This window comes from Amycolatopsis sp. NBC_00345 (assembly GCF_036116635.1).
GTDB lineage: Bacteria > Actinomycetota > Actinomycetes > Mycobacteriales > Pseudonocardiaceae > Amycolatopsis.
The window spans coordinates 4,388,658-4,406,021 of sequence record NZ_CP107995.1 but is presented as its reverse complement, the minus strand read 5'-3'; the positions used below and the strand labels follow the sequence as shown (position 1 = coordinate 4,406,021).

The following is a 17,364-nucleotide window of genomic DNA, read 5'->3' as shown; positions in this document are numbered from 1 at the left end:
TTTCCCATGCGTGTCAAGGCCGCGGTCGTGCGTGAAGCCGGTCAGCCGTTCCAGATCGAGGAGCTGGAGCTCGACGATCCCCGGGCCGGCGAGGTCCTGGTCAAGATCCACTCCACCGGTGTCTGCCACACCGACATCGGCGTCCGCAACCAGTGGCTGCCGGTGCCGCTGCCGCTGGTGCTGGGCCACGAGGGCGCCGGGGTGGTCGAGGCGGTCGGCCCGGGCGTCACCAAGGTCGAGCCGGGCGACAAGGTCCTGCTGACCTTCGCCTCGTGTCACCGCTGCCGGATGTGCCTGCGCGGCGATCCGGCCTACTGCGAGCAGTTCGTCGTCAGCAACGTCGCGGGCTCCCGCCCGGACGGCACCAACGCGCTGCACGGCGAGGGCGACGTGCACGGCTTCTTCTTCAGCCAGTCCTCGTTCGCTACGCACTCGATCGCGGTCGAGAGCAACGTCGTCAAGCTGGGCCCGGACGCCGACCTGTCGATCGTGGGCCCCCTGGGCTGCGGCATCCAGACCGGTGCCGGCACGGTGCTCAACCGGCTCCGTCCCGAAACCGGGTCCAGCCTCGCCGTGTTCGGCGCGGGCGCCGTCGGCATCGCCGCGGTCATGGCCGCCCGCGCGGCCGGGTGCACCAAGGTGATCGCCGTGGACCTGGTGCCGGACCGGCTGGCGCTGGCCGAGGAGCTGGGCGCCACGCACAGCGTCGACGCGTCCGCCAAGGACCCGGTCGAGGAGATCCAGCGGATCACCGGACGGGGGGCCGACTTCACCGTCGACACCACCGCCGTCACTGCGGTAGTCCGTCAGGCGGTCAGCGCCCTGGCGCCCAAGGGCACCTGCGCGGTGCTCGGTTTCGGCCAGGCGGGCACCGAGATCCAGGTCGACATGCTGGAACTGCTGATGACCGGCCGCACCATCACCGGCGTGACCGAGGGCGACGCCCGGCCCGACGACTTCATCCCGCGGCTGCTGGAACTGCACGCGCAGGGGCGGTTCCCGTTCGACCGGCTGATCACGAGCTACGACTTCGCCGACATCAACGCGGCCTGCGCGGATTCCGAGGCGGGCAAGGCCGTCAAACCGGTCCTGCGACTGGTCTGAGCCGGTCCCTTTCGCCCCCGTGTCAACGGAAAGGAAACATCGTGACTGTCGACGACGGCGTCATCACGAAGCTGGTCGAACACTTCAGCCTGCACGACCGCGACTGCCAGAAGCACCAGGACGAGATCTTCACGAAGATGCGCACCGAATTCCCGGTCGCGCACAGCGTCGAACACGGTGGCTTCTACGCGGTTTCGCGCTACCGCGACGTTTACGAGGCCGCGCACAAACCGGAGCTGTTCTCCTCGTTCCCGGTCACCATCCCGCCGTTCGGCAATCCGACCCCGATGATCCCGATCGAGTCCGACCCGCCGATGCACCGCAAGTACCGGACCCTGGTGGGCGCCCGGTTCAGCCCCAAGTCGGTGGAGGCGCTGGAACCGCACATGCGGGAGATGGTCCGCACGATCATCGACGGCCTGGTCGGCAAGAAGGACGCCGACCTGGCGAAGGAGGTGGCGATCCCCCTTCCGTTGCGCGGCATTCTCGAGCTGTACCTCGGCGTGCCTGAAAAGGATTGGGAAAAGCTCAAGGACGAGTTCCTGTACATGCTCCAGCCCGATCCCGAGTCGACCGACGAGGACAACCTGGAACGGTCGATGGCGGCGGGCCTCAACTGCACCATGTACTTCGCCGAGATGCTCGATCAGCTGCGCACCAACGGCTACGGCGACGACCTGATCAGCCATCTCGACCAGGCCGAGCTGGACGGGGAACGGCTCACCGACGACGAGATCTACGGGTTCTGCCTGGTGCTGGTGCCAGCGGGCTTCGACACGACCGCCAGCGTGCTGAGCCGGCTGCTGCTGATGTTCGCCGAGAAGCCCGAGGTACGCGACCGGCTGGAGCAGATCGTCGACGACCCGGAGAAGCTGGACCTCGCCGTCGAGGAGCTGATCCGGTTCATGCCGCCGCAGCCCGGCGTGGCGCGGAACGTGGCCCAGCCGTGCGAGTTCGCCGGGCAGCAGCTGGACGAGGGCGACCGGCTCCTGCTGCTGTGGCCCGCGGCCAACCGGGACCCGGAGGAGTTCCCGGACCCGGACGAGCTGGTCTTCGATCGCCAGCCCAACCGTCACCTCGGGTTCGGCTCCGGGATCCACCGGTGCCTCGGTTCGCACCTGGCGCGGCTGGAGCTGAAGACCCTGCTGCGGGAGTTCCTGCACCGTGTCCCGCGCTACCGGGTCGCGCCCGGCAAAGAGGCCGTCTGGCACACCGGCAACACATGGGGTGTGAAAACGGTGCCGGTGGTGTTCGACGAATGGCCGGAGCAGTGATCAGGATCGCGATCGACGCGGACCGATGCCAGGGCCACGCGCGGTGCGCGGTCCGGGCGCCGGAGCTCTTCGACGTCGACGACGACCAGGGCAAATCCCTTGCCCTGATGGAAACCGTGCCACCCGAGCTGGCCGACGCGGCGGCCGCAGCGGTCGAGACGTGCCCGGAGCGGGCGATCTCCCTTCACGACGAATAGCGATTCGAGCAAAGGAGCTCTCGTGGGTGTCTTCAAGGACGAGGACGAGGTCTACCGCTACCTGGGCAAGATCTTCCAGGTGAGCCTGGCGGACCCCGAGCTGGGGCCGAAGCTGCGGAAGGTCGGCTCCGTGCTCAAGCTCAACCAGTCGGACCCGGAATCGACCATCGTGATCGACTTCGGTGAAGGCGTCGTGCAGCTGGGGCGGGACGGCGGCGCCCCGGTGACGCGTCCGATCGACGCCGAGCTGGAGATGCTGGCCGACACCGCGCACCGGTTCTGGCTCGGCAAGGTCAACGTCGCGCTGGCGATGGCCCGCGGCCAGATCAAGACCAAGGGCAAGGTCTCCGCGGTGATGAAGGTGGTCCCGATCACCAAGCCGCTGTTCGGCACGTACGAGAACATCCTGCGCGAAGCCGGGCGTGCCGATCTGGTCGACGCGGTGAACTGACGTGACCACGGTCGAGAAACCCGGTGCGGCGCCGCCGCGCCGCCGCGTCCGGGGAACGGAACGCGCCATCGGCCTCGTGCCCGGGCCGGCGCGCACGGTGGTGCTGGAGGTGGGCCGGATCTGCCAGCTGCTGGGGCAGGTGCTGGCCAGCGCGATCCGCCACCCGAGGGGCTACTGGAAAGACACCCTCGACGAGATGTATGCGTTGCTGCGCCTGTGTTTCTGGCCGGCCACTTTCGCGATGGCCGGGTTCGGCTTCCTGATCACGGTGATGGGCGTCGGCCTGCTCGGGCTGCTCGGCGCGGCGAACCGGATGGGCGCGTTCTGGGTGATGGCCGACATCCGCGAGATCGCCGCGTTCATGGTCGGCATGGTCGTGGCCGGCGTGATCGGCACGTCGATCACGTCCGACCTCGGCGCGCGCCGGGCCCGTGAGGAGCTGGACGCGCTCAAGGTGCTCGGCATGGACGTCCTGCGGATGCTGGTGATCCCGCGGGTGATCGCGACGGCGGTGATGTGCGCCCTGCTCAACTGCCTCACGTCGTTCGTCGGCGTGCTGCTCGGATTGGTCGCGGTGAGCGCGCTCGCCGACACCACGTCGAGCGCGTACATCGACAGCATGTCGCACAATCTGTACGCCGCCGACGTGTGGGGGGCCGAGCTGAAGACGCTCCTGACCGGCCTGTTCATCGGCGTGATCTGCAGCTACAAAGGACTCAACGCCGGCGGCGGCCCCGAGGGGGTCGGCCGGGCGGTCAACCAGGCGGTTGTCATCTGCTTCGCGATGGTCTGGGTGTTCAACTTCTTCTTCAACGCGATCGCGCAGGGGCTCAACCCGAACCTGCTGATGCTGCGGTGAAGGGCGGCCGGCGATGACAACAGTCGAGAAGCCCGTGAAGCTCCCGGACCTGCGGACCCCGGTCCCGAAGCGGTCGAACGTCCTGCGGGGTGCCGCCGAAACCGTCGGCGACATCGCCTACTTCGGTTTCCGGGTCCTGGCGGAGATGCCGCTGACCCTCGGGCTCTACTTCTCCGAGGTACTGCGGCAGGCGGCCATCCTGATCCGGTCCAGCGGCATCATCATCTGGTTCATGATGTTCGCGATCGGCGCGGAAACCGGTCTGCAGGGCCATTACATCCTCGACCAGGTCGGCGCGTCCGGCTACGTGGGCGTGTTCACCTCGATCGGCGACCTGAAGGCGGACTCGACGTCGATGTGGGGCTGGGTGCTGGCGGCCAAGGTCGGCTGCGGCTACGTGGCCGAGATCGGCTCGATGCGGATCAGCGACGAGATCGACGCGCTCGAGGTGATGGGCATCCACTCCCGCGCCTACCTCGCCGGCACCCGGCTGTGGGCGATGTGGCTGGCCGCCCCCTTCATGTTCATCGCGGGGGAGGGGTGCCAGTACCTCGGCTCCTGGGCGGTGGTGCAGCCGATGCTGGAGACGACGTCTCCCGGCGGCTACTCGAACATCTTCTGGTCCTTCCAGACCCCCGTCGACCTGTTGTACGCGCTGATCTGGGCGGTGCTGCTCTCCACGCTGGTGGTCGTCGTCGGCTGCTTCTACGGCTACACGGCTTCCGGCGGCCCCGTCGGCGTCGGCCGCAACACCGCGAAATCGATGATGGTCAACATGATCATCGTGTCCGGCGCGGCGGCGATCCTCTACCAGCTGTTCTTCGGCACGAGCATCCAGACCCCGATAGCCAACTAGACCGCCCGCGGTGGCGTTGAGGAGTTCCGATGGATCCGCAGAGTCGCGGTGGGCACAGCACCGACGTGCTCCCGGCTGTCCCGCAGGACAGCGGGACGGGGCCGGTCGCCACGGTCCGGGACCTGTACAAGTCGTTCGGCTCGTTCCAGGTCATGCGCGGGCTCACGCTGGAGTTCAAGCCACGGGCCGTCACCACGATCCTCGGCCCGTCCGGCACCGGGAAGAGCGTGCTGCTCAAGCACATGGTGGGCCTGCTCGAACCGGACTCGGGCACCGTGGAGATCTTCGGCCAGGACATCTGGAAGGTGCGCGAGCGCGAACGCGCCGAGCTGCGCAAGCGGTTCGGCGTCCTGTTCCAGGACGGGGCGCTGTTCGGCTCGATGAACGTCTACGACAACGTCGCCTTCCCGCTGCGCAAGCACACCGACCTGCCCGAGGCCGACATCCGCGAGATCGTGATGGAGCGGCTCAAGGAGGTCGGCCTGGAGGCCGCCGAGAAGAAGGCGCCGAACGAGATCTCCGGCGGCATGAAGAAGCGCGCCGGGTTCGCCAGGGCGCTGGTGCTCAACCCGGAGATCGTGCTGTTCGACGAGCCGGACTCCGGCCTCGACCCGGTGCGCACCAGCCTGCTCAACGACGTGATCCTCAAGGTGCACGCCGACGACCAGGGCACCTACGTCGTGGTCACGCACGACATCCGCACGGCGCGCAAGGTCAGCGACTACGTCGGCCTGATCTGGCAGGGCCGGGTGGTCTACTACGGCGCGGCCGACGACGCGTTCGCCTCGGAAGACCCGTTCGTGCGGCAGTTCCTGGCCGGCGACTCGGTCGGTCCACTGGGGATGGACTGACATGGGCGTCACGAAGTGGCTGACCGGCGCCGCGGTGCTGGCCGTCGCCGTCGTCGGTGGCGGCTACCTGCTGGCCGCGCAGCAGCACGGATACGAGATCCAGCTGGTGATGCCGAACGCGGCCAATCTGCTGGACGGTTCGCGGGTCGAGATCAGCGGCAGCGAGGTCGGGCAGGTCACCGGCCTGGCCACGCGCGACGGCAGCGCGCTGGTGACCGTCTCGGTCGACGACGCCCACGCGCCATTGCACGCGGGCAGCACGGCCCAGGTGCAGTGGCGCGGCCTGCTCGGGGAGCGCGTCGTGTCGCTGACGCCCGGCCCGGCCGCCAACCCGGTGGTCCCTTCGGGGGCGATGCTGCCCGCGGGCGGGGAGCAGGTGGAGCTCGACCAGGTGCTGGCCGCGCTGGACCCGCGGACCCGGTCGCATCTGAACTCGGTGGTGCAGCAACTCGACCAGAGCCTCAAAGCCCATCCGGACGACATCAAGGCGACGCTGAGCACGGCCGGTCCCGCCGTGAACGAACTCGGCGCGGTGCTCAAGGCGGTCGGCCAGGACGGCCCCGCGATCCAGAACCTGATCACCGACCTGCGCCGGCTGATGGACCCGGTCGTCGCGCGCCAGCAGCAGGTGCGCCAGGTGATCGGCAACCTGACCAGTGCGACGGACACGCTCGCGGCCGAGCAGTCCCAGCTGCAGCAGGCGCTGGGCGCGTTGCCCTCCACTTTGGACAGTGCGCAGCAGGCCGTGGACCGGGTGCCGGGCGCCGTGGACGCCGCCGTGCCGCTGTTGCAGGATGCGCAGCCGGCGACGAAACAGCTGACTTCGCTGGCACGCAACCTCAGCCCGCTGCTCACCGACCTGCGACCGGCCATCGCCGACCTGCGCCCGACGCTGCGGTCCGCGACCGCCCTGCTGCAGACGACACCGGCGTTGCTCGACAGCGCGCACGGGGTGCTGCCGGGGATCACCCAGGCCGCCACCCAGCTCAACCCCGCCGTGGCGTTCCTGCGGCCCTACACCCCCGACCTGATGGGCTGGCTGTCCAACTGGGGCGCGGCTTTCGCCAACTACGACGCGCAAGGCCACTACTTCCACGGCGTGGTGCAGGTCAGCACCAGCGTGCTGGACGACAACCCGGGGGTGAACGCAGGCCTCAAGGGCGGGCCGAGCTCCACCCCGGCCCCGGGGATGGCCTCCGGACAGCCGTGGGCCGACGCGAATGGGAGCGCACCGCGATGAAGACTGTGGTCAAACGTAGCCTCCGGATCGGTGCCGTCGTGCTGGTCGTGGCGGCGGCCGCGGCGGGGTACCTGGTGTCGCGGCCGAGCTCGGACAAGGTCGGGCTGACGGCGATGTTCGCCGACGCGAGCCCGCTGATCCCCGGCAACCTCATCCGCATGGGCGGCATCGAGGTCGGCGAGATCGACTCGGTCACCTTGCGCAACGGCCAGGCGGCCGTGCGCATGGAGCTGGACCCGGCCGTGCTGCCGCTGCACCAGGACGCGACCGCGAAGATCCGCCCGGTCACGCTGCTCGGTGAGCGCTACATCGACCTGGACCGGGGTTCGCCGCAGGCGCCGGTGCTGAGCCAGGGGGTGATCGCGGCGAACCACACGAGCCGGGCGGTGGACCTGGACGAGGTGCTCAACTCGGTCGACGACCCCACGGGCACCGCGCTCGCCGCGCTGGTGACGACGCTCGGCGAGGGCGCCGCGGGGCAGGGTCAGGACATCGACGCGGCGCTGAAAGCACTCGCCCCGGCCATGCAGGACACCCATCAGCTCGCGGACGTGCTGAACCAGCAGAACGCGGTGCTCGGCCAGCTGGTCGACCGGGCCACGCCGGTCGCGCAGGCACTGGCGAGCGGCAACGGCCAGAACCTCGACCAGGCCGTCGACGCCGGCAACCGGATGCTGGCCGCGGTGGCGGCGCAGCGCCAGGCGATGCAGGACGCGCTCGGCCAGCTGCCGGGCACGCTGCGCACCGCCCGGCAGGTGCTGTCGGAGACCGCCGGGGTGGCCGAACAGGGCATCCCGGCCCTGGATTCCGTCCGCCCGGTGACGGACAACCTCAGCGCGATCACGACCGAGCTGAACACCTTCGCCGACAGCGCGGATCCGGCGCTGTCCTCACTCCCGGCCGTGCTGGATCGCGCGAAGGCGCTCCTCGACCAGGCCGCGCCGGTGGTGCGGGACCTGGGGCCCGGCGGGGCCGTGCTGCCCGGAGTGAGCGCTTCGGCGCACCGGCTGGTCGGCGACCTGACGCCCGCGCTGGGCACCGCGCTGGACTTCGTGAAGTACTGGGCGATGAGCACCAACGGCCGCGACGCGCTGGGCAACTACTTCCGCGCATTCGTGGTCACCACACCGAAATCGCTGCTGCAGATCCCCGGCGTCGGGCTGGGCCCGGCGAACGCGGCCCCGCCGCAGGCGCCACCGGCGCAGCCACAACAGAAGCCCCAGCAGCCGCCGCCGTTGCTCAACCTCCCCGCTCCGGCCGGGCCGCCGGCGGGTGACCCGGGCAGTGCGACCGGCCTGACCGGGAACCAGGAGAGCTCGTTGCTCGACCAACTGCTCGGAGGCCTGTGATGCGCTCGGCCACCACCCGCTCGTTCGGCATCGGGCTCGTCGGTCTCGCGGTGCTCGCCGTGACCATCCTGTTCGGCATGACGGCCAGCTCCGGGGTGCCCGGAGCCCCCAAAACGGTGGTGCGGGCCGCTTTCCACAACGTCGGCGCCCCGCTCAAAGTCGGCGACGACGTCCGCGAGAACAGCTCCCGCATCGGCCGCGTGGCGGACCTGCGCTACGACGGCCAGCAAGCCGTCGTGACACTCGAACTCGACGGCACGGTGCCCGTGTACGCCGACGCCCGTGCCGCTGTCTGGGATCAGTCGGCACTGGCGAAGAAGCTCGTGGAGCTCGACCGTGGGCACGCCGGCGCGGGGCCGTTGGGAGACCGCGTCATCCCGCCGGACCGCAACGTGGATTCGGCCGACCTGGACCAGGTGCTCGACGTTCTCGACCCCCCGACCCGAGACGCGCTGACCGGCACGGTCCGGGAGGTCGGCGACGGCGCGGCGGGGCACAGCCAGGACCTGCACGACTTCCTGGAGCACGCGCCCGCCGAGCTGACCGGGCTCGGGACGACGGCGGGGGCGCTGACCGCGCCGGAGGCGGGCCTGCCCGGCCTGCTGCTGCGGGCCGATCAGCTGGCCGGCTCCTTCCAGGGGCACCAGCAGCAGCTGGCCGACCTGGTCAAGCAAGCCGGCGACACGGCGGGCGCGCTCGCCGTGGACAACGGCAAACCGTTGCAGGACACGGTCGGGAAGCTCCCCAGGACGCTGACCGACGCGAAGGCCGGGCTCGACTCGCTGAGCCGGCCGCTGAACGATCTGCGGGGCACGCTGGCCGCGGTGCGGCCGGGAGCGCAGGCACTGGGACAGGCGACCCCCGATCTGCGCGGCGTGCTGCGTGAGGCGCCGACCCCGCTCGGCGCGGTGCCGGGTGTGTCGCAGAAGGCCGTGCCGGCGATCGCGGACCTGACCGGGGTGCTGGCCGACGCGCGCCCCCTCGCCCCGGCGCTGTCCCGCGGGCTCGTGGACCTGGCTTCGCCGGTGAACACCCTGGCGCCGTACAGCACTCAGGTCGTCGAGTTCTTCCGGCGCATCGAAAGCATGGTGTCCACAGAGGTCTCACCGGGAGTGCACGGGGCACGGGTGGGCGTCGCGGTGGAGGGCCTGTCCGCGGCCACCGGCGGGCTGCTGCCGGATCCGTTGCAGGGCCAGGACGCCTACCCCGCTCCCGGCCAGGCCGACCGGGAGCACACGCAGTCGCCGGTGAACATCCTGCCGGGAGGGAACAACTGATGGCATCGAGGGTGCGCAAGCCGGTGGTGCTCGGAGCGGTCCTGCTGATCCTCGTCGTCGGCGCGCTGTTCGCCGTGTACCAGAAGGAACGGATCGCCACGTCGCTCTCCTCGGGCGACGCCGTCCGCGCGGAGTTCGTCCGGGACTACCGGCTGGAGCCGGACAAGTCCGACGTGAAGGTCGCGGGGGTGGTGGTCGGCAAGGTCACCGAGGTCGGCAAGGCCGCGCAGGGGCACTCCCTGGTGACGATGAAGGTGGACGACGGCACCGTGGGCAAGCTGGGCAGCCGGCCGTCGGCGATCATCCGGCCGACCACGCTGCTCGGCGGCAACTACTACCTGGAGCTGGTGCCCGGCGGGGCCCGGCAGGCGTACGACACCGCCCAGCCCATCCCCGTGGCGCGCACGTCCGTCCCGGTCGAGCTGGACCAGGTGCTGGCCACGCTCCCCGGCCGGGCCCGGGAGTCGGTGCAGGACAGCACGCGGCTGACGGACGAGGCGCTGAAGGCCGGGGCCGGGGCCGCTGCGGGCGATCTGGTCCGGGACGCCCCGGGCGCGCTCGCCCCCGCGAACGACGTGCTGTCCGCGCTGCGGGGTACCCGTCCGCAGGAGGACCTCTACCAGCTCGTGCCCGACCTGGACTCGGCCGCCGGCACGATGACACGCAAGGAAGGGCAGCTGTCGGGCGTGATCGACTCGCTGCGGGACGTCAGCGCGACCCTGGCCGCGCAGCGCGCCCCGCTCGCCGACACGGTGGGCCAGCTGCCCGCCACGCTCGGCTCGACCCGCAATGGGCTCGACGCGCTGAGCGGGAGCCTCGACCGGGTCACCGCGGTCGCGGGCAAGGCGGCGCCCGCGGTCAAGGAACTGGCGCCACTGCTGGAGAAAGCCAACCCCGTCGTCGAGCAGGCCCTGCCGCTGGTGCGGGATCTGCGGCCGTTGCTCGCCCAGGTCCGCCCGGTGGTGGACGAGCTGGTGCCGACCGCCGCGGGGGCGACGTCGACGTTGGACAACGTCCGCGGGCCGGTGCTGGACCGCGTGAACGGCCCGATCGCGAAAACCGTGCTGTCGCCTTGGAGCGGGACCGGTGCGTACGCCGGCGACGGCGGCACCGGTCACCTGTTCTATCAGGAGGTGGGCTACCTCGCGGCCCACACGGCGAACTTGTCCCAGTACGGCGACAAGAACGGGCGCATGCTCGGCCTCGCCCTCGGCGCGGGCGTTTCGAGCGTCGGCGGCAACGACCCCGGTACGGCGAAGTTGTTGCAGTCACTCGGTTTGCTGCCCGGCGGGGTGCAGCTCCTGCCGCCGCCCGGCAACTCCGGCGACACCTACCGCCCGCAGCCGGCGACCTCGCCCGGCCAAGGCCAGGTCCTGCCCGGCGCCCTCCCGCCGATCCCCCTGCGATCGAACTAGGAGTCATGCGGTGAAGAAGAAATTCTCGCTCCGCCGGACGTGGGAACGGGTCCGCACCGTGCCCGGGCTCGGGCGCAACGTGCTCACCGTGATCGTCCTGATCACGCTCGGCGTGGTCAGCGCGTCCGTCATCCTCGGCAACCAGCGGTTCATCCTGCCCTGGTCCGACCGGTACGTGTTCTCGGCGGACTTCGCCCAGGCGCCGGCGATCAATCCGGGCCAGCAGCCGAAGGTCCGCATCGCCGGGGTCGAGGTCGGGCAGATCACCGGCAGCGCGGTGACCGGCGACGGGACCGCCCGCCTGACGATGTCGCTCGAACCCGGGAACACCATCTACCGCAACGCGCACCTGGTCCTGCGGCCCACCAACCCGCTGAACGAGATGTACGTGGAGGTCGACCCCGGCGGGCCGCCGCAGCCCGCGCTGCCGCCGGACGGGGTGATCCCGGTCGGCCAGACCGAGCGGCCGGTCCAGCCCGACGAGGTGCTCGACCACCTCGACGACCGCAGCCGGGCCGCGCTGACGAACCTGCTGTCGGCCTCCGACGTCGCGCTCGCGAACGCCCCCGCCACCTTGCCGGGTGGGCTCAGCGCCGCCGACGGCACGATGGTGGCCGTCAAACCGGTGCTGGACGCGCTGGCGGCGCGGCGGGACAACATCGCCAAACTCGTGACTGGGCTGACCCAGATCAGTGGTGCGGTCGGGCACAACGACGCGCGGCTGGCGGAGTTGCTGGACTCCACCCAGTCCACGCTTTCCGTGCTCGCCCGCCACAACGACGATGTGCGGGCGACGCTGGCGGAGCTGCCCGGCACCACGGGCGAGCTGCGCCGCGCGATGGACGGCGTGAGCGGCCTGACCGACCGGCTCAACCCCGTGCTCGACCACCTCGACCAGGCGTCCGCCCAGCTCCCGGACACCCTGCGCAAGCTGGGCGGCACCGTGGACAACCTCGGCGCGACCGTGGCCGCGGCCAAGCCGGTCGTCTCCGCGGCCGGCCCCGTGGTCCGCGACGTCAGCCCCCTGGTCGATGACGCGCACCGCTCGCTCGCGGACCTCGAACCGGTCACGCGGGACCTGATCCCCGACTCGGCCCTGCTGGTCTCCTACCTGGGCGACCTGCAGGCCTTCATCTACAACACCAACGGCGCGTTCAGTCTTTCGGATGCCAACGGCGGCTTCATCCGCGGCCACGTCGCGGTCCCGCTGCCCGACGCCGGCGTGCTCCCGGGCACACACGGCGGCAACACCGGTGGGAGCCACCCATGAGGATCTTCAACGGAACGGTGCGAAAACTCGTTGTGCTGGGGGCGTTTTTCGTGCTGTCCCTGGTCTACCTCGGCTACCTGTTCGACCGGGCGGGCGTCACGGGCCCGTTCCAGGCGGCGGACTACACGATGTCCTTCGAAACCGGCGACGTCGACAACCTGATCCCGGTCGGCGACGTCGACATCGCCGGTGTCCGGGTGGGACGCGTCGAGGACGTGTCGAACGGGAACGGGAAAGCGACGGTCGTCGTCGGCCTCGACCCGTCGGCGGGGCCGTTGCACGAGGGCGTGACGGTGCGGGTCGGCGCGAAGTCCCTGGCCGGTGAGTCCTATGTGGACGTGCAGGACGGCACGGGCGCGGAACTGCCGTCGGGAACGCGGCTGGCGGCTTCGGCGGTCAAGCCCGCGGTGCAGTTGCGCGACGTGGTGAACTCGCTCGACCCCAAGACCCGGGACGCGCTGGGCAGCGTGCTGCGCACCGCGGGCGCGGCGACCGCGGGCACCAAGGACGACGTGTCGAGCGCGTTGTCCGGCCTGGGGGCGCTCGGCCGCCAGGGCTACACCGCGATCGACGCCGTCGCGGCCCAGTCCAAGGACCTCACCGCGCTCGCCCAGCAGACCACGGTGGTGCTCGACGCGTTGAACACCGGTGAGGGGCAGATCGGGGACCTCGTGCGAGAAGCGCAGAAGCTGACGACGGCCACCAGCGGGCAGAAGCAGAACCTGACCGACACCGTGCGGAAGCTCCCGCCGCTGCTGGCGAGCACGCAGACCGCCACCGGCCGCCTGCGCGACTTGTCGTCCGCACTGAGCCCGGTCGCGGCGGACCTCAACCAGGCGGCGCCCGCGCTGTCGACCGCGTTGCAGCAACTGCCCGCGACCACGCAGGACCTGCGCGGCCTCCTCCCGGACCTCACGGCCACGCTGCACGAGGCACCGTCCACACTGGACCGGGTGCCGACGCTCGCCGGCGACGCTTCGGCGTTGGTTCCCCAGCTGCGGACGACCATGACCCACCTGAACCCGATGCTGGGCTACCTCGCCCCGTACGGGCCGGAGCTGGGCGCGTTCTTCTCCAACTTCGGGGCGATGCTCAACTATGTGGACGAGGCGGGCATCCACTTCTTCCGCCTCGAACCGGACCTGGGCAACGAGAGCATCGTCAAGGGCGTGCCCGTGCCGCTGCCGGCGATCCTGACCAACCGCAACCCGTATCCGGCGCCAGGGCAGAGCCTGGCCCCCGACGGGCGCTCGTTCACCCGGCTCGAACCCGCTGGAGGCTGAGATGAGTGTGTCCACACAGGCGATCTCCGATGCCGACTGGCTCGCCGAGGTGTATCGCCGCTGTCATCGCGACGTGTACCACTACGTCCGCACCTGGTCGGTGAGCCCGGCCACCGCCGAGGACTTCGTGAGCGAGACCTTCCTCCGGGCGGCGCGGCACGTGATGACGTTGAAGCAGCGGCAGGACAGCGTGGTGCCGTGGCTGTTCCGGGTGGCGAAGAACGTCATCCTCGACGACCGGAAGTCGGCCCGGTCCCGGCGCCTGGTGGTGCTGGGCGAAGTGCCCGAAGGGCCGGTGGACCACGAGCCGTTCGAGGACCAGCTGACCAGGAAGTGGATCGCCGCCGAGGTCGGCAAGTGCGTCGCGCTGCTCAACCAGGCCCAGCGCCGGTGCCTCGACCTGCGATTCCACGATGGCCGTTCGGTGGCCGAGACCGCGAAGCTGATGAACCGCACCGAGATCGCCGTCCGGCAGCTGCAGCACCGGGCGCTGGTGCGGCTCGGGTCGTTGCTGCCCGCCGCACTCGCACCCGGGTGATCCTGGACAGGATCGGGAACTGAGTACCAGGAGTTGTTGACTATCCACCGCGGCGGCGGTTACGGTGACCGCCGTCACAGGGAAGGGATCGGTGCCCATGGGCCGCAGGACGATCGGCGTCCGGGTGGTGGGCGCCGCCCTGGCCCTCGCCGCGCTCGCGGCCGCGGCCACCGGGCTCCTGAGGCTCCGGGTGGAGACGACGGTCGGCTCCTTCCTCCCCGCCGGGGACGCCACGGTCGCGGCGCTGGGGGACAACGCCAGGACCTTCGGCGGCGACCCGATCGTCGTCCTGCTGGAATCCCCGCAGCCCCAAGGACTTCTGCTGGGCGACGGCCGGCTGCCCGCGCTCATGCGGCTCGAAGGGGCGCTGGCCCACCTGCCCGATGTCGCGACCGTCTACGGCCCGGCGACGATCATGAACCAGCTCGCCATCACCTCGCAGGACATGCTCGCGCGGCTGAGCGGGACGCGGGACGGGCTGCGGGCGAAGGCCGAGAGCGAGGCGCAGGGGAAGGGCTCGTCCGCGAGTGCGGTCAAGGCCGCCGGGGACGCCGCGGTCGCGGAATTCGACCGGCGTTACGGGGCGCTGCTCGTGCGTGGCCTGCCGGCCGGGCTGCCGACCACGAACAACCCGGGCTTCGTGCGGAACGTGATCTACGACGGCTCCGGAAACCCGCGCCCCCGCTGGCATTTCGTCGTGCCGGGGCCGAACGCGGTCTCGGTGCTGGTGCGGCCGCGCGAGGGCCTGGACGAGCCGGGCACGCGGCGCCTGGTGGCCGCGGTCCGCGACACGGTCGGCCACGCCGGGCTGACGACCAGCCGGGTCACCGTCACCGGGGTCCCCGTGGTCACCTCGGCGGTGACCGACGAGGCCGTGGGCGAGATCCCGCTGATCGGCGCGCTGGCCGTCGTGGTGCTGCTCGGCCGGTTCCTGCTGACCGGCCGGAAAGAGCGGCTGCTGCGCCGGCTGTGGCCGCTGGCGGCCGCGTTGATCGGGGGTGTGCTGACCCTGGCGGCGTTCGGCTGGGCGGGCGTCGCGATGTCGTTCGGCGCCATCGTGCTGCTGCCGCTGCTGCTGGGCATCGGCAGCTCGTTCCCGCTGTACCTGGGCATGGTGGCCGACCGGCGCAAGGTGATCGTGATGTCGGCCGCGAGCGCGGCGGCCTTCCTTTCCCTGGCGATCTCGCCACTGCCCTTCGTCCGTGAGCTCGGATTCGCGCTGGGCCTGGGTGTCCTGCTCACTGTGGGCGCGACGTTGCTGCTCGGCCGCCGGTTCGCGCCGTCGCCGCCGGAGCCCGGCGACCGGGTCCGCACCATCGGCGGGGGCCGGCGATGGGTACTGGCCGGGTGCCTGGTGGCGGTCGCCGCGGTCGGCTGGGTGGTGCTGCCGCGCCTGGACGTCCGGGCGAGCCCGGAGGATGTCGCGCGCGGGCTCTCGGCGCTGGACGAAGCTCGTTATGCCGAACAGGTGCTCGGTTCCTCCGGTGAGGTCAGCGTGGTGCTGCGCGGCGGTGACGCCCAGAGCCCGGCGGCGCTGAAATGGCTCAGCCAGGCGCAGGACGTCGTGATCGCGCGCTTCGGCGACCGGCTCCGGCCGATCATCACGGCACCGGACCTGCTCGGCTTTCTCGGCGACGCGCCCACCTCGGGGGAGATCGCCGCCGGGCTGCAGCTGATGCCGCCGTACCTCACCTCGTCCGTGCTGTCACCGGACGGCACGCAGGCCTTGCTCACGTTCGGGCTGAAGCTGCAGGACCTCGGGAAGCAGACACAGCTGCTCGACGACGTGCGCGCGTCCTTGCCGCCCCCGCCGCCCGGCGCGCACGCGGACGTGGTGGGCCTGCCGGTGGCCGCCTCCCGGGCTTACGACCTGGTGCGCTGGGACCGGTATCCGGCCAATCTCGCGGGGGTCGCCGCGGCGGGGATCGTGCTCCTGTGCGGTTTGCGCCGGCGGGCCGACGCGGTGCGGGCCGTCCTCGCGGCGGTGCTCGCCACCGGCTGGACGATCGCCGGTCTGTGGGCCGCCGGCCAGTCGCTCAGCCCGCTGACGGTGGCACTGGGCTCGCTGGCCACGGTCACGGCCAGCGAGTTCACGATCCTGCTGCTCGACGACACCCGCCCGAGACGGGCGGTGCGGTGGGCCTGCGTGACGTCGGCGCTCGGGTACCTGGTGCTCGCGCTGTCGCGGATCGGTCTGCTGCGTGAGTTCGGGCTCACCTTGGCCGCGACCGTCGTGGTGTCCTACCTGGCCGCCCTCGCGTGTGTGTCGCTGGGCCGAAAGCCGGTGTCCGGCAAGCGGGCGGCGGCTCCTTCGAAAGCCGAACTGGTGGAGGTGTAGGGAGTGAAACTCCGGGTCTCCGGGTTCTTCCGGCGATGGACAGTGGTGCCGTCGGGCCTTCGGGCCCAGGGCGTGCTCGCGGCGGCGCTGGTCGCCATCGCCGGCGGCTCGGGCGGGAACCTGATCGTGCGGGCGCTCGACGAGCTGCCGGCCGGGGCGGTGTTCCGTACCGGCGACACCGTGGTGTCACAGGAACAGCTCCAGCAGCGGGTGAATCTGATGGAACTTCTTTATGGGGTGCAGCAACCTCCGGACCCCGCCGGAACGGACCGGTTCCGCCGCTCGGTGGCCAAGGCGGTCGCGGTGAGCATGGTCGTCGACGACGTGGCCCGGGGCGCCGGCATTGTCATCGCCGACAAGGCCGCCAGCGACCAGCTCGACAAGCTGGTCAGCGACAACGGCACCGACCGCAAGACCTTCGTCCAGCAGCTGGGCGCCCACGGTCTGTCCGAAAAGGACGTTCTGGACGAGGTCAAGCGGCAGCAGGCGGGCGCGCGGCTGTTCCAGCAGGCCACCGCCGGCGTCAAGGCCACCACCGATGCGGACGCGCAGCACTACTACGACGCCAACCGCGCGCAGATGGTCTCGCCCGAGCAGCGCGACCTCGCCAACATCGTCGTGTCGTCGTCCGACCAAGCACAGCTCGTCGCCCAGCAGGCCCGCTCGGGCGCGGATTTCCCGGCGCTGGCCGGGCAGTACTCGATCGACGGCAGCACCAAGGGCAACGGCGGCTCGCTGGGCAAGGTGGCCGCGAGCCAGCTCGACCCGGCGTACGCGAAGGCGGCCTTCGCGGCGCCGGCGGGGGCGGTGTTCGGCCCGGTGCAGACCCAGCAGGGCTGGAACGTGGGGCGGGTCGGCGCCGTCCATCCCGGCAGCCCCATGGCTTTCGACCAGGTGAAGGACGCGGTCAAGACCAAATTGGACAATGACGCGAAACTCAAGGTCTGGGACGACTTCCTGGTCACCCGGATCAAGGCCGCGAAGGTGGAGTACGCCCCCGAGTACCTGCCGTCCGATCCGGACGCGCCGCCCGCGGACGGTCAATAGGTCAGAAAAGGAGGA

Annotated in this window: 16 protein-coding genes; all 16 read left to right on the top strand. The window is 70.9% G+C overall.

Annotated features, from left to right (window positions below):
- The first annotated feature begins 6 nt into the window (after positions 1-6).
- Positions 7-1,104 carry an NAD(P)-dependent alcohol dehydrogenase gene (locus tag OG943_RS19270; protein ID WP_328611173.1) on the top strand — a complete coding sequence of 366 codons (1,098 nt, stop codon included), beginning with the start codon at positions 7-9 and terminating at the stop codon, positions 1,102-1,104.
- Between the two features lie 41 nt (positions 1,105-1,145).
- Entirely contained in the window at positions 1,146-2,378 is a 1,233-nt protein-coding gene (locus OG943_RS19265; protein WP_328611172.1) for a cytochrome P450, read from the top strand.
- Positions 2,363-2,575 carry a ferredoxin gene (locus OG943_RS19260; RefSeq protein WP_328611171.1) on the top strand — a complete coding sequence of 71 codons (213 nt, stop codon included), beginning with the start codon at positions 2,363-2,365 and terminating at the stop codon, positions 2,573-2,575. Before OG943_RS19265 ends, OG943_RS19260 begins: the two co-directional genes overlap by 16 nt.
- A 22-nt stretch (positions 2,576-2,597) precedes the next feature.
- On the top strand, positions 2,598-3,026 hold the full coding sequence (locus OG943_RS19255; protein WP_328611170.1) for an SCP2 sterol-binding domain-containing protein: 429 nt from the start codon (positions 2,598-2,600) through the stop codon (positions 3,024-3,026).
- A gap of 1 nt (position 3,027) precedes the next feature.
- Positions 3,028-3,885 carry an MlaE family ABC transporter permease gene (locus tag OG943_RS19250; RefSeq protein WP_328611169.1) on the top strand — a complete coding sequence of 286 codons (858 nt, stop codon included), beginning with the start codon at positions 3,028-3,030 and terminating at the stop codon, positions 3,883-3,885.
- A gap of 13 nt (positions 3,886-3,898) precedes the next feature.
- Positions 3,899-4,741 (top strand): ABC transporter permease, encoded by an 843-nt coding sequence (locus OG943_RS19245; RefSeq protein ID WP_328611168.1) that lies wholly within the window; start codon positions 3,899-3,901, stop codon positions 4,739-4,741.
- A 29-nt stretch (positions 4,742-4,770) separates the two neighbouring features.
- Positions 4,771-5,592 (top strand): ABC transporter ATP-binding protein, encoded by an 822-nt coding sequence (locus tag OG943_RS19240; protein WP_328611167.1) that lies wholly within the window; start codon positions 4,771-4,773, stop codon positions 5,590-5,592.
- 1 nt (position 5,593) lies between these two features.
- Positions 5,594-6,832, top strand: coding sequence for an MlaD family protein (locus OG943_RS19235; protein ID WP_328611166.1), 1,239 nt, complete (start codon positions 5,594-5,596; stop codon positions 6,830-6,832).
- A complete protein-coding gene (locus tag OG943_RS19230) occupies positions 6,829-8,181 on the top strand; it encodes an MlaD family protein (protein WP_328611165.1) in 1,353 nt (450 codons plus the stop codon). Before OG943_RS19235 ends, OG943_RS19230 begins: the two co-directional genes overlap by 4 nt.
- Positions 8,181-9,458: an MlaD family protein gene (locus OG943_RS19225; RefSeq protein WP_328611164.1), complete on the top strand. Its 1,278-nt coding sequence runs from the start codon at positions 8,181-8,183 to the stop codon at positions 9,456-9,458. Before OG943_RS19230 ends, OG943_RS19225 begins: the two co-directional genes overlap by 1 nt.
- Positions 9,458-10,873, top strand: a complete 1,416-nt coding sequence (locus OG943_RS19220) for an MlaD family protein (protein WP_328611163.1) — start codon at positions 9,458-9,460, stop codon at positions 10,871-10,873. Before OG943_RS19225 ends, OG943_RS19220 begins: the two co-directional genes overlap by 1 nt.
- 10 nt (positions 10,874-10,883) lie before the next feature.
- Positions 10,884-12,143, top strand: a complete 1,260-nt coding sequence (locus tag OG943_RS19215) for an MlaD family protein (RefSeq protein ID WP_328611162.1) — start codon at positions 10,884-10,886, stop codon at positions 12,141-12,143.
- Positions 12,140-13,426: an MlaD family protein gene (locus OG943_RS19210; protein ID WP_328611161.1), complete on the top strand. Its 1,287-nt coding sequence runs from the start codon at positions 12,140-12,142 to the stop codon at positions 13,424-13,426. The genes OG943_RS19215 and OG943_RS19210 overlap by 4 nt, the downstream gene beginning before the upstream one ends.
- 1 nt (position 13,427) lies before the next feature.
- The gene (locus tag OG943_RS19205; protein ID WP_328611160.1) at positions 13,428-13,964 is read left to right on the top strand and encodes an RNA polymerase sigma factor; all 537 of its coding nucleotides are present in this window, start codon (positions 13,428-13,430) and stop codon (positions 13,962-13,964) included.
- Positions 13,965-14,061: 97 nt separating this feature from the next.
- The gene (locus tag OG943_RS19200) at positions 14,062-16,302 is read left to right on the top strand and encodes an RND transporter (RefSeq protein WP_328611159.1); all 2,241 of its coding nucleotides are present in this window, start codon (positions 14,062-14,064) and stop codon (positions 16,300-16,302) included.
- 3 nt (positions 16,303-16,305) lie between these two features.
- Positions 16,306-17,349, top strand: coding sequence for a peptidyl-prolyl cis-trans isomerase (locus tag OG943_RS19195; RefSeq protein WP_328611158.1), 1,044 nt, complete (start codon positions 16,306-16,308; stop codon positions 17,347-17,349).
- The last annotated feature ends 15 nt before the right edge of the window (positions 17,350-17,364 follow it).

Bases quoted from the DNA above. Each gene is read 5' to 3' on its own strand.
- OG943_RS19270 (WP_328611173.1), top strand. From the start codon at position 7: ATGCGTGTCAAGGCCGCGGTCGTGCGTGAAGCCGGTCAGCCGTTCCAG.
- OG943_RS19260 (WP_328611171.1), top strand. From the start codon at position 2,363: ATGGCCGGAGCAGTGATCAGGATCGCGATCGACGCGGACCGATGCCAG.
- OG943_RS19245 (WP_328611168.1), top strand. From the start codon at position 3,899: ATGACAACAGTCGAGAAGCCCGTGAAGCTCCCGGACCTGCGGACCCCG.
- OG943_RS19240 (WP_328611167.1), top strand. From the start codon at position 4,771: ATGGATCCGCAGAGTCGCGGTGGGCACAGCACCGACGTGCTCCCGGCT.
- OG943_RS19235 (WP_328611166.1), top strand. From the start codon at position 5,594: ATGGGCGTCACGAAGTGGCTGACCGGCGCCGCGGTGCTGGCCGTCGCC.
- OG943_RS19230 (WP_328611165.1), top strand. From the start codon at position 6,829: ATGAAGACTGTGGTCAAACGTAGCCTCCGGATCGGTGCCGTCGTGCTG.
- OG943_RS19225 (WP_328611164.1), top strand. From the start codon at position 8,181: ATGCGCTCGGCCACCACCCGCTCGTTCGGCATCGGGCTCGTCGGTCTC.
- OG943_RS19220 (WP_328611163.1), top strand. From the start codon at position 9,458: ATGGCATCGAGGGTGCGCAAGCCGGTGGTGCTCGGAGCGGTCCTGCTG.
- OG943_RS19210 (WP_328611161.1), top strand. From the start codon at position 12,140: ATGAGGATCTTCAACGGAACGGTGCGAAAACTCGTTGTGCTGGGGGCG.
- OG943_RS19205 (WP_328611160.1), top strand. From the start codon at position 13,428: ATGAGTGTGTCCACACAGGCGATCTCCGATGCCGACTGGCTCGCCGAG.
- OG943_RS19200 (WP_328611159.1), top strand. From the start codon at position 14,062: ATGGGCCGCAGGACGATCGGCGTCCGGGTGGTGGGCGCCGCCCTGGCC.